Below are 11768 nucleotides of genomic sequence, written 5' to 3' on the forward strand. Positions count from 1 at the left end.
AGAATTCCCATGTCGCAAACCATTCGTGACAACCTCAAGCGCATGCTTGCCCCACGCCACGTGGCCTTCGTCGGTGGCCGCAGCATGGCCCGCGCCCTCAAGCGCTGCGCCGATGGCGGCTACCCTGGGCAAATGTGGCTGGTCAACCCGCAGCACGACGTCCTTGAAGGCGTGCCCTGCGTGCGCAACATTGCCGATTTGCCGTGCGGACCGGACGCGGTGTTCATCGCCACCAACCGCGACCTGACCCTGACCTGCGTCGCCGAACTCGCCGCCATCGGCACCGGCGGCGCCATCTGCTACGCCTCGGGTTTTGCCGAAACCGGCGCCGAAGGGCAGGCGCTGCAACAGCAATTGCTTGAAGCCGCCGGCGACATGGCCTTGCTCGGCCCCAACTGCTACGGCCTGCTCGACTACCTGCACAGCTCCGCGCTGTGGCCGGTGGCCCACGGCGGCAAAGCGGTGGAGAAGGGCGTGGCAGTGCTGACCCAGAGCGGCAACTTCGCTTACAACCTGTCCATGAGCGACCGCTCGCTTCCGGTGGCCTACATGGCCTCGGTGGGCAATCAGGCGCAACTGGGCGTGGCCGAACTGATGGACGTGCTGCTCGACGAGCCACGGGTCACCGCCATCGGCCTGCACCTGGAAGGCCTGAAGAACGTACCGGGTTTCGCCCGCGCCGCGCACAAGGCGTTGGAGAAGGGCATTCCGATCATCGCGTTGAAAACCGGCGTGTCGCAGATCGGCGCCGAACTGGCCCTCAGTCACACAAGCTCGTTGTCCGGCTCCGACGCGTTGTACGACGCGCTGTTTGCGCGCCTCGGGGTGATCCGCGTCAGTGGCCCGGTCAGTTTTGTCGAGACCCTGAAAGCCGCGGCCTGCGGTAACTTGCCGGCGGGCAACAGTCTGATCGCGCTGGCCTGTTCCGGTGGCGATGCCGGTTTCATTGCCGACTACGCCGAACGCAATGACCTGAGCCTGCCGAAACTCGATGAAGGACAAGTCGGCGAACTGGCCCAGGTGTTGCCGAGCTACGCCAACCTGGTCAACCCGCTGGACTTCACCACGGCGATCTGGGGCGACGGTGAGGCCTTGAACGCCATGCTCGACAGTGCCCTGCGCACCGAAGCGGACGCGGCGATGCTGGTGCTCGACTACCCGGCGGAGTTTACCGGCGAGCGCAAGGAATGCGACCTGCTACTGGACCTGTACTGCAAGGCGCTGGAGCGTCATGGCAAGACCGGTTTCGTCACCTCGGCCTTCCCTGAGCTGCTGCCGCCTCACGCCCGTGAGCGCCTGCATGCCCAGGGCGTGGCGGCGTTGCAGGGGGTCGAAGACGGATTGGCGGCGTGGGGCCGTATCGCCGGTTACCAGCGTAATCGCCAGGCCTTGCTGGCCCTCGGTGAATCAGCACTGGTACCGCTCAGCCCGCAGGCACTGGAAGGCGAAGGGCAGTTGCTCAATGAATGGGATTCCAAACAGGCCTTGCGTGCCTTTGGCCTGCCAACGCCCAACGGGGTGTTGAGTACGCCAGACAAAGCGCTCAAGGACGCCAACGCCTTGGGTTATCCGCTGGTGCTCAAGGCGGTCAGCGCGCAATTGCCGCACAAGACCGAAGCCGGTGCCGTGGCACTGAACCTCAAGGACGACGCAGCCCTGAGTGCCGCGCTGGACAAGATGCGCGCCAGCATCAAGGCGTACGCGCCGCACGTGCCCTTCGATCAACTGCTGCTGGAACCGATGGCCAAGCCACCACTGGCGGAGCTGATCGTCGGCATCAAGCGTGAAAACGATTTCGGCCTGGCCCTGGTGATTGGCGCCGGCGGCATTCTGGTGGAGCTGCTCAAGGACAGTCGCAACCTGTTGCTGCCGACCACCGACGGCGCGATTCGCCAGGCCTTGTTGAGCCTGCGCAGCGCCCCGTTGCTGCAAGGCTTCCGTGGTCGCGAGGCGGCGGATCTGGATTCGCTGGTAGCAGCGATACGAGCGGTCGCCGATTACGCCTGCGAAAACGCCGCGCAATTGCTGGAACTGGATGTGAACCCATTGTTGGTCGGTGCCGATGGCACGACCGCGGTCGATGCGTTGATTCGCATCGCCCATGCGTGAGGACCTGAACATGCAAAGCAAAACCTTGACCGGTGGCCAGGCGCTGGTGCGTCTGCTGGCCAACTACGGCGTAGACACCGTGTTCGGCATTCCCGGCGTGCACACCCTGGAGCTGTATCGCGGCCTTCCCGGCAGCGGTATTCGCCACGTGCTGACGCGGCATGAGCAGGGCGCCAGTTTCATGGCCGACGGCTATGCCCGGGTCAGCGGCAAGCCCGGCGTGTGCTTCGTCATCACCGGTCCCGGCGTGACCAACGCTGCCACCGGTATCGGCCAGGCCTACGCCGACTCGATTCCGATGCTGGTGATCTCCAGCGTCAACCACACCGCCAGCCTCGGCAAGGGCTGGGGCATCCTGCACGAGTGCCAGGATCAGCGCGCGATGACCGCGCCGATCACCGCATTCTCGGCGGTGGCCCTGACCGCCGAAGACCTGCCGGAGCTGATCGCCCGTGCCTACGCGGTATTCGACAGCGAGCGTCCGCGCCCGGTGCACATCTCGGTGCCGCTCGACGTGCTGTCGGCACCGGTCGCCCGTGACTGGAGCAACGAAGTGGTGCGTCGTCCGGGTCGCGGCACGCCAGCGTCCGATGTACTGGACGCAGCCGTCGCCAAGCTGCAAGGCGCCAAGCAACCGATGATCATCGCCGGCGGCGGTGCCTTGAATGCCGCAGCGCAGTTGCAGGAACTGAGCACCCGCCTGGCCGCGCCGCTGTTCACCAGCGTCGCCGGCAAAGGCCTGCTGCCACCGGACGCACCGCTCAATGCCGGTTCATCGCTGTGCGTAGAACCGGGCTGGGAGCTGATCGCCGAGGCCGACGTGATCCTGGCGGTCGGCACGGAAATGGCCGACACCGATTTCTGGCGCGAACGCCTGCCGCTCACTGGTGAAGTGCTGCGCGTGGACATCGATCCGCGCAAGTTCAACGACTTTTACCCATGCGCCGTGGCGCTGCACGGGGATGCGCAACAGACGCTGACCGCCGTGCTGGAGCGCCTGCCAACGGATGTCCGCAATGCCGACGTTGCCATCGCCAAAGTCGCGGCACTGCGTGAAGCCATTCAGGCCGGTCATGGTCCGCTGCAATCGATCCATCAGGCGATTCTGCAACGCATCGCCGCCGAACTGCCGGCCAACGCCTTCATCAGCACCGACATGACCCAACTGGCCTACACCGGCAACTATGCCTATGCCAGCCAGGCCACCCGCAGCTGGTTGCACCCGACCGGCTACGGCACTTTGGGTTACGGCTTGCCGGCCGGGATCGGCGCCAAGTTCGGCGCGCCGCAACGGCCGGGGCTGGTGCTGGTGGGTGACGGTGGTTTCCTCTACACCGCACAGGAACTGGCGACGGCGGTCGAGGAGCTGGACAGCCCGCTGGTGGTGTTGCTGTGGAACAACGATGCCCTGGGGCAGATTCGCGACGACATGATCGGCCTCGATATCGAGCCCATCGGCGTGCTGCCACGCAATCCGGACTTCGCCGCCCTGGGTCGCGCCTTCGGTTGCACGGTGAGCCAGCCGCAGAATCTCGCGGAACTGCAAACCGACCTGCGCCATGGCTTCAATCGCAACGGCGTCACCCTGATCGAACTCAAGCATGCCTGCGTTCGCTGATGTAGGAGCGAGCTTGCTCGCGATGGACGTCAACGATTACGCGTGCTGTCTGAAGGTACGCGGTGTCATTGATACCATCGCGAGCAGAGCTCGCTCCTACAGGATCGTTTTTATAGGAGGAAGGCTATGCGCTTTTCCGATCTGACCCAACGTATCGCCGGTGACGGCGCCGCCGCCTGGGATATTCACTACCGTGCGCTGGCCATGATGGAGCAGGGCAAGGACATTCTGCTGTTGTCGGTGGGTGACCCGGACTTCGACACGCCGCAACCGATCGTGCAGGGCGCCATCGACAGCCTGTTGTCCGGCAACACCCACTACGCCGAGGTGCGCGGCAAGCGTGCCTTGCGTGAAGCCATCGCCAAACGCCACCGGCAACGCAGTGGTCAACCGGTGACAGCCGACGAGGTCACGGTACTGGCCGGGGCGCAATGTGCGCTGTTCAGCGTGGCCCAGTGCGTGCTCAATCCGGGCGATGAAGTGATCGTCGCCGAACCGATGTACGTCACCTACGAGGCCGTATTCGGTGCCTGCGGCGCGGTGGTGGTGCCCGTGCCGGTGCGTTCGGAGAACGGTTTCCGTGTGCAGCCCGAAGACGTCGCCGCACGCATCACCCCGCGCACCCGTGCGCTGGCGCTGAACAGCCCGCACAATCCGTCGGGGGCAAGCCTGCCGCGCAGCACCTGGCAAGCCTTGGCCGAACTGTGCATCGCCCACGACCTGTGGCTGATTTCCGACGAGGTCTATAGCGAGCTGCTGTTCGACGGCGAACACGTCAGCCCGGCCAGTTTACCGGGCATGGCCGAGCGCACCGCGACCCTCAACAGCCTGTCGAAATCCCACGCCATGACCGGTTGGCGCGTCGGCTGGGTGGTGGCGCCGCCATCCTTGTCCGCGCACCTGGAAAACCTCGCGTTGTGCATGCTCTACGGCTCGCCGGACTTCATTCAGGATGCAGCCGTGGTGGCGCTGGAAAGCCAGCTGCCGGAGCTGGACGCCATGCGCGAAGCCTATCGCCAGCGTCGCGACCTGGTCTGCGAAAACCTCGCCGGTTGCCCCGGCGTGCGTGCCTTGAAACCCGATGGCGGCATGTTCGTGATGGTCGACATCCGCGAAACCGGGCTCAGCGCCCAGGCGTTTGCCGACCGCCTGCTGGATCGCCATGGCGTCTCGGTATTGGCCGGCGAAGCCTTCGGCCCGAGCGCTGCCGGTCACATTCGCCTCGGATTGGTGGTGGGGGCCGCGCCCTTGCGCGATGCCTGCCAGCGCATTGCCCGTTGTGCACAGGAATTGATGGAGGCTCAGGTTCATGCTTGATCACAAGACACTGTTTATTGATGGGCGCTGGCAAACCCCGTCTGGCCAAGGCGTCGCCGAAGTCATCAACCCGGCCACCGAAGAAGTGGCCGGCAGCGTGCCGCTGGGCGATGAGCGCGATGTCGATAACGCCGTGGCGGCGGCGCGCAGGGCCTTTGGGCCATGGTCGCGTACGCCATCCAGCGTGCGCGCCGGTTATATCCGCGCCTTGACCGAACAATTGAAAGCCCGCGCCGATGAAATGGCAGCGGTGATCACCACCGAACTGGGCATGCCGGTGCAGTGGAGTCGTTCGGTGCAGGTAGACGGGCCGATCCTGGGCCTGGAGCAGTACATCGAACTGGCCGGTTTGATGGACGAAGTGCGCGAAGTCGGCAACTCGCTGGTGATCCGCGAGGCGGTGGGCGTCTGCGCGTTCATCAACCCGTGGAATTACCCGCTGCACCAATTGATCGGCAAGCTTGCGCCGGCACTGGCCGCCGGTTGCACGGTGGTGGTCAAGCCGAGTCAGGAAACTCCGCTGCACGCGTTTTTGCTGGCGCAGATGATCGAAGACATTGGCCTGCCGGCCGGCGTGTTCAACCTGGTCAGCGGACCGGGTTCCAAAGTCGGCGAAGCCCTGGCCAAACACCCGGACGTGGACATGGTGTCGTTCACCGGTTCCACCGGCGCGGGCGTGCGAGTCTCCCAGGCAGCGGCACCCTCGGTGAAGCGGGTGTGCCTGGAGCTGGGTGGCAAGTCGGCGCTGCTGATCGCCGAAGATGCCGATCTGGACGCCGCGGTTCGCTATGGCGTGCAGGACGTGATGATCAACTCCGGCCAGACCTGCACCGCGCTGACCCGCATGTTGCTGCCGGCCAGCCGTTATGCCGAAGCGGTTGCAATTGCGCTGGAGGAAACCCTGAGCCTGAAGATGGGCGATCCGCTCGACCCACAAAGCTTCCTCGGCCCGATGTGCTCGGCCGGGCAACGCCGCACCGTGCTCGATTACATCAAGGTCGGCCAAGAGGAAGGCGCACGCCTGCTGTGCGGCGGCGATGCGGCACCGGACTTCGAGCGTGGCTACTACGTCAGCCCGACGCTGTTCGCCGATGTCGACAACAGCATGCGCATTGCCCAGGAAGAAATCTTCGGCCCGGTGTTGTGCCTGATTCCTTACGACGATGAGGCGCAGGCGATCCAGATCGCCAACGACTCGCCGTTCGGTTTGTCCAGCGGCGTGTGGGCCGGCAGTACCGGGCGGGCGCTGGAACTGGGGCGGCAACTGCGGGCGGGCCAGTGCTTCCTGAATGGCGCGGCATTCAATTATCAGGCGCCGTTCGGTGGCTACAAGCAGTCCGGTAATGGCCGTGAATGGGGGGAAGAGGGGCTCAACGAATTCGTCGAAGTGAAGGCGATTCAGGTGTGACCGTCAACGATTCAAGTGTTTTGCGCACCGGGCCCTGGCCCGGTGTCTTGCGTGGCTTTGAACGGGTATTTCATTAGTCTTTATCAGGGGCAATGCAATGAGCGATAACAACAACAAGATTACTCAAGCGAACCATGAATTCAGTTTCCCGCGTCGCGACTTTTTAAAGTACAGCGCAGCGGCGGCCGCGGTGGCGGGAGCGTTCTCCATGGGCCTGCCGTTGGGTGCCTTTGCCGCAGAGACCACGCCAAAACCCGGTGGCGTGTTGCGCCTGGGCCTGGCTGGTGGCAGCACCACCGACTCGAAAGATCCGGGCTCCTGGAGCGACACCTTCACCTTCGTCGGTTTCTCGGCGGTCTATAACACCCTGACCGAAATTGCCGTGGACGGCACCGCGATTCCCGAGCTGGCCGAAAGCTGGACCTCGACCCCGGACGCCCGTGTCTGGACCTTCAAACTGCGCCAGGGCGTGACCTTCCACAACGGCAAGACCCTGACCGCCGATGACGTGGTGGCCTCGATCCAGCATCACCTCGGGGAAAAATCCACCTCGGCGGCCAAGACCGTATTGGGCGACGTGGCCAAGGTCAGCGCCAATGGCAGCGACAGCGTGGTGTTCGAACTGCATTCGGGCAACGCCGATTTCTCGTATGTGGTCGCCGACTATCACCTGGCGATCATGCCGAGCAAGGACGGAGTGGCGGACTGGCAGGCCGGCGTCGGCACCGGTGGCTATCGCCTCAAGGATTTCGAGCCGGGCGTGCGCATGACCCTGGAACGCAGCCCCGATTACTGGAAAGCCGGGCGCGCGCACTTCGCCAGTGCCGAACTGATTGCCATCGCCGACGGCGCGGCACGGGTCAATGCGCTGGTCACCGGGCAAGTGGACGTGATCAACAAGGTCGATCTGAAAACCGTGGCATTGCTCAAGCGCAACCCGAACCTGGTGATCGAAGAAACCAAGGGCGCCCAGCACTACACCTTCCCGATGCTCACCGACAGCCAGGTGTTCCAGAACAACGACGTGCGCCTGGCGATGAAGCACGCGATCAACCGTGAAACTCTGTTGGCTTCGGTGCTGTACGGCTATGGCCTGGTGGGCAACGATCACCCGATCCAGCCCGGCAGCCGCTTCATCAACACCGCTTTGGAGCAACGCAGCTACGATCCGGACAAGTCGCGTTTCCACCTGAAAAAGGCCGGGCTGGATTCGCTGAAGGTGCGCCTGCAAGCCTCCGACGCGGCGTACACCGGCGCTGTCGACGCCTCGGTGCTGTTCAAGGAACAGGCGCGTGCGGCCGGGATCGACATAGACGTCGTACGCGAACCTGCCGACGGTTTTTTCTCCAACGTCTGGATGAAGCAGCCCTTCACCACCTCGTTCTGGTACAGCAGCCTGACCGCCGACCGCATGTTCAGCATCGGTTACGCCAAGGGCGCGGCGTGGAACGAAACCCATTGGGACAACCCGCGCTTCAATCAGCTGCTCAACGCCGCCCGCGGCGAAATGAACGACCCGCTGCGCCGCGAGATGTACAACGAAATGCAGGCGCTGTGCCGGGATGACGGCGGGGCCATCGTGCCGCTGTTCGCCAGCTCCGTGGCGGCGCGCTCCAACCGCGTCATGCACGGCGGCCAGACCGCGCCCTATGGCGAGCTGGATGGGTTGCGGGTGATTGAGCGGTGGTGGCAGGCGTAAGGCCGGTCGCGGTTTTCAGGACAATGAAGCTCCCTGTGGGAGCTGGCTTGCCAGCGATGACGGACTTAGGGTCGATAGTTTTGTCGACTGACACACCGCTATCGCTGGCAAGCCAGCTCCCACAGGTTATGTGTGCGTCTTCGTGAGTGTGCCCATTTCAAGGAATTGCGCGGTGAATAGTATTTTAAAGTTGCTACTTCAGCGTTTGGCATTGGGGCTGTTATCGCTGTTGGCGGTGTCAGTGATCATTTTTCTCGCGGTCGGCATGCTCCCGGGCGATATCGCCCAGGCCATGCTCGGCCAGTCCGCCACCCCGGAAACCGTGGCGGCGTACCGGGCGCAACTGGGTCTGGACATGCCGCCGCTGACCCGCTTCGGGCACTGGATCTGGCACCTGCTGCAAGGTGACCTCGGCGTGTCGCTGGCCAACCAGCGGCCCATCGCCGAACTGGTGGGCACGCGTCTGGGCAACACCTTCAGCCTGGCGCTGCTGGCCGCACTGGTGTCAGTGCCGCTGGCCTTGCTGCTGGGGATGCTCGCGGCGTTGTATCGCAACAGCTGGTTCGACCGCTTGCTCAATACCTCGGCCCTGAGCGCGGTGTCGTTCCCGGAGTTCTTCGTCGCCTACATCCTGATCCTGGTGTTCGCGGTCAAGCTCAACTGGTTCCCGAGCATTTCCAACCTGTCGCCGAATGCCTCGCTGGGCGAAGTCCTTGAGCGCTCGGTACTGCCGGTCGCAACCCTGAGCCTGGTGGTGATCGCGCAGATGATGCGCATGACCCGCGCCTCCCTGATCAACCTGCTGGCCAGCCCGTACATCGAAATGGCCCGGCTCAAGGGCATCAGCCAGTCGCGGATCATCTTCCGCCATGCCTTGCCCAATGCCCTGGCGCCCATCGTCAACGTGGTGGCGCTGAACCTGGCGTACCTGGTGGTCGGCGTGGTGGTGGTCGAAGTGGTGTTCGTCTATCCCGGTCTTGGCCAGTTGCTGGTGGACTCGGTGGCCAAGCGTGACATCCCGGTGGTGCAGGCCTGCAGCCTGATCTTCGCCGCGACCTACATCCTGCTCAATACCAGCGCCGATGTACTGTCGATTGCCAGTAACCCACGCCTGATGCATCCGAAGGGGTAAGCCATGAGCCTGTTCAAACAATTAGTGCAGGCGCCTCTGAGCGCCAAATTCGGACTGCTGGTGATCGTACTGTACATCCTGGTGGCCGTGTTCGCGCCGGCATTGGCGCCGTTCGGCGAAACCCAGGTGGTGGGCGAGGGTTTCGCGCCGTGGGGCGGGCAGTTCCTGCTGGGCACCGACAACCTGGGGCGCGACATGTTCAGCCGCCTGGTCTACGGCGCGCGCAACACCCTGGGCATTGCCTTCCTGACCACGGTGCTGGCGTTCCTGCTCGGTGGATTGAGCGGTTTGATCGCGGCGATCAAGGGCGGCGCGATCGATCAGGGCCTGTCACGGGTGGTGGACATCCTGATGGCGATTCCACAACTGATCTTCGCCTTGCTGATTCTCAGCGTGGTCGGCACCACGGCGACGTCCCTGGTGCTGGTGATTGCGCTACTGGACGCGACCCGGGTGTTTCGCCTCTCAAGGGCGGTGGCGATGAACGTGGTGGTGCAGGACTTCGTCGAAGCGGCGCGCCTGCGCGGTGAAGGCCTGTGGTGGCTGGTCACCCGCGAAGTGCTGCCGAACGCGGCGGCGCCGCTGATTGCCGAGTTCGGCCTGCGCTTCTGCTTCGTGTTCCTGTTCATCAGTGCGCTGTCGTTCCTCGGCCTGGGCATTCAACCGCCCACCGCCGACTGGGGCAGCATGGTGCGCGACAACGCCGTACTGATCACCTTTGGCGACATCAGCCCGTTGCTGCCCGCCCTGGCCGTGGCGTTGATCACGGTGAGCGTCAATTTCGTCGTCGACTGGATGCTGCACAAATCCAGCGGCCTCAAGGAGTGCTGAACATGACGACCTCCAAACCTTTGCTGGTTATCCGCGACCTGCACATTGAAGGCCACTACGAAGATGCCTGGCATCCACTGATCAAGGGCATCGACCTGACCCTGCAACGCGGTGAAGTACTGGGCTTGATCGGTGAGTCGGGGGCGGGCAAATCCACCCTCGGCCTGTCGGCCATGGGCTATACCCGCGACGGCTGCCGCATCACCGGCGGCTCGGTGCACTTTGACGGTATCGACCTGCTCAAGGCCAGGCCTGAAGCCCTGCGCAAGTTGCGTGGCTTGCGCATCGCCTACGTCGCGCAAAGTGCGGCAGCTTCGTTCAACCCGGCCCATCGCTTGATCGATCAGCACGTGGAAACGGCGGTGAAGAACGGCGGCATGAGCCGCGAACAGGCCATGAGTGAGGCGGTGGAGCTGTACCGTGTGCTGCACCTGCCCAACCCCGAGAAGATCGGCCAGCGCTATCCGCATCAGGTGTCCGGCGGCCAGTTGCAGCGGGTCATGACCGCCATGGCCATGGCCTGTCACCCGGACCTGATCATCTTCGACGAACCGACCACTGCGCTGGACGTCACCACCCAAATTGAAGTGCTGGCGGCGATCCGCGACGCCGTGAAGACCTACGGCAGTGCCGCGATCTACATCAGCCACGACCTGGCGGTGGTGGCGCAAATGGCTGACCGGATCATGGTGCTGCGTCACGGCAAACTGGTGGAAGAGGCCGAGACGCGCAAGATGCTCGGCGACCCGCAGGAGGACTACACCAAGTCGTTGTGGGCGGTGCGCAGTTTCCGCACCGAACCCAAGGCCTGTCCGCACGAGGAAAAGCCCTTGCTGGAATTGCGCAACAGCTGCGCCAGCTACGGCCATCAACCGGTGCTGCACGACGTTTCATTGAAGCTGTACAAAGGCCAGACGCTGGCCGTTATCGGTGAATCCGGCAGCGGCAAAAGCTCTACGGCGCGCCTGATCACCGGCTTGTTGCCGCCGACTTACGGCGAAGTGCTGTACGACGGCCAGCCACTACCAGCGGACTTCCGTCAGCGCAGCAAGGAACAATTGCGGCGCATCCAGATGATCTACCAGATCCCCGATACGGCCCTCAATCCACGCCAGCGTATCGTCGACATCATCGGCCGGCCGCTGACGTTCTATCTGGGGCTCAAGGGCAAGGCCATGCGTGCACGGGTGGCCGAGCTGCTGGAGATGATCGAACTGGACCCGGCGACCTTCATGGAGCGCCAACCCCGCGAACTGTCCGGTGGGCAGAAGCAACGGATCTGCATCGCCCGGGCACTGGCGGCCGATCCACAACTGATCATTTGCGACGAAGTCACCTCGGCCCTCGATCAACTGGTGGCCGAAGGCGTGCTCAAGTTGCTCAACCGTATTCAGCAACAGCTCGGTGTCGCCTACCTGTTCATCACCCACGATGTCGCCACCGTGCGCGCGATTGCCGATGAGGTGCTGGTGATGCAACGGGGCAGGGTGGTGGACCACGGTTCGCGCAGTGCAATATTCACTCCGCCACACCAGGATTACACCGGGCTGCTGTTCTCTTCGGAACCACAGATGGACCCTGACTGGCTCGACCGCCTGCTGGCCAGCCGTGCTTCGAATTCAAACCCTACGCTGGAAAAAGTCTAAGGAACCAC

General features: G+C 63.8%; 8 protein-coding genes. All 8 read left to right on the forward strand.

Features of this window, described 5'->3' with window-relative positions; genetic code table 11:
• The first annotated feature begins 9 nt into the window (after positions 1–9).
• The 8 genes from LAB08_RS13965 (at position 10) to LAB08_RS14000 (ending at position 11760) form a co-directional block, all read left to right on the forward strand.
• Entirely contained in the window at positions 10–2109 is a 2100-nt protein-coding gene (locus LAB08_RS13965) for an acetate--CoA ligase family protein (protein ID WP_096511642.1), read from the forward strand.
• Between the two features lie 10 nt (positions 2110–2119).
• The gene (locus LAB08_RS13970; RefSeq protein ID WP_096515399.1) at positions 2120–3727 is read left to right on the forward strand and encodes a 5-guanidino-2-oxopentanoate decarboxylase; all 1608 of its coding nucleotides are present in this window, start codon (positions 2120–2122) and stop codon (positions 3725–3727) included.
• Positions 3728–3853: 126 nt separating this feature from the next.
• The gene (locus LAB08_RS13975; protein ID WP_096511641.1) at positions 3854–5044 is read left to right on the forward strand and encodes a pyridoxal phosphate-dependent aminotransferase; all 1191 of its coding nucleotides are present in this window, start codon (positions 3854–3856) and stop codon (positions 5042–5044) included.
• Positions 5037–6452, forward strand: coding sequence for an aldehyde dehydrogenase family protein (locus LAB08_RS13980; RefSeq protein WP_096511640.1), 1416 nt, complete (start codon positions 5037–5039; stop codon positions 6450–6452). Before LAB08_RS13975 ends, LAB08_RS13980 begins: the two co-directional genes overlap by 8 nt.
• Before the next feature lie 97 nt (positions 6453–6549).
• Positions 6550–8151 (forward strand): ABC transporter substrate-binding protein, encoded by a 1602-nt coding sequence (locus LAB08_RS13985; protein WP_096511639.1) that lies wholly within the window; start codon positions 6550–6552, stop codon positions 8149–8151.
• Between the two features lie 172 nt (positions 8152–8323).
• A complete protein-coding gene (locus LAB08_RS13990; protein WP_096511638.1) occupies positions 8324–9283 on the forward strand; it encodes an ABC transporter permease in 960 nt (319 codons plus the stop codon).
• 3 nt (positions 9284–9286) lie between these two features.
• Complete coding sequence (locus LAB08_RS13995) at positions 9287–10114, forward strand: ABC transporter permease (protein WP_096511637.1); 828 nt, start codon at positions 9287–9289, stop codon at positions 10112–10114.
• A gap of 2 nt (positions 10115–10116) precedes the next feature.
• On the forward strand, positions 10117–11760 hold the full coding sequence (locus LAB08_RS14000; protein ID WP_096511636.1) for an ABC transporter ATP-binding protein: 1644 nt from the start codon (positions 10117–10119) through the stop codon (positions 11758–11760).
• The last annotated feature ends 8 nt before the right edge of the window (positions 11761–11768 follow it).

Origin of the sequence: Pseudomonas izuensis (assembly GCF_002356535.2) — a bacterium.
In the GTDB taxonomy this organism is placed as follows: Bacteria; Pseudomonadota; Gammaproteobacteria; order Pseudomonadales; family Pseudomonadaceae; genus Aquipseudomonas; species Aquipseudomonas izuensis.

Excerpts from the sequence above, each read along its gene's own strand:
- LAB08_RS13965 (WP_096511642.1), top strand. The coding sequence starts at position 10 with ATGTCGCAAACCATTCGTGACAACCTCAAGCGCATGCTTGCCCCACGC.
- LAB08_RS13970 (WP_096515399.1), top strand. The coding sequence starts at position 2,120 with ATGCAAAGCAAAACCTTGACCGGTGGCCAGGCGCTGGTGCGTCTGCTG.
- LAB08_RS13975 (WP_096511641.1), top strand. The coding sequence starts at position 3,854 with ATGCGCTTTTCCGATCTGACCCAACGTATCGCCGGTGACGGCGCCGCC.
- LAB08_RS13980 (WP_096511640.1), top strand. The coding sequence starts at position 5,037 with ATGCTTGATCACAAGACACTGTTTATTGATGGGCGCTGGCAAACCCCG.
- LAB08_RS13985 (WP_096511639.1), top strand. The coding sequence starts at position 6,550 with ATGAGCGATAACAACAACAAGATTACTCAAGCGAACCATGAATTCAGT.
- LAB08_RS13995 (WP_096511637.1), top strand. The coding sequence starts at position 9,287 with ATGAGCCTGTTCAAACAATTAGTGCAGGCGCCTCTGAGCGCCAAATTC.
- LAB08_RS14000 (WP_096511636.1), top strand. The coding sequence starts at position 10,117 with ATGACGACCTCCAAACCTTTGCTGGTTATCCGCGACCTGCACATTGAA.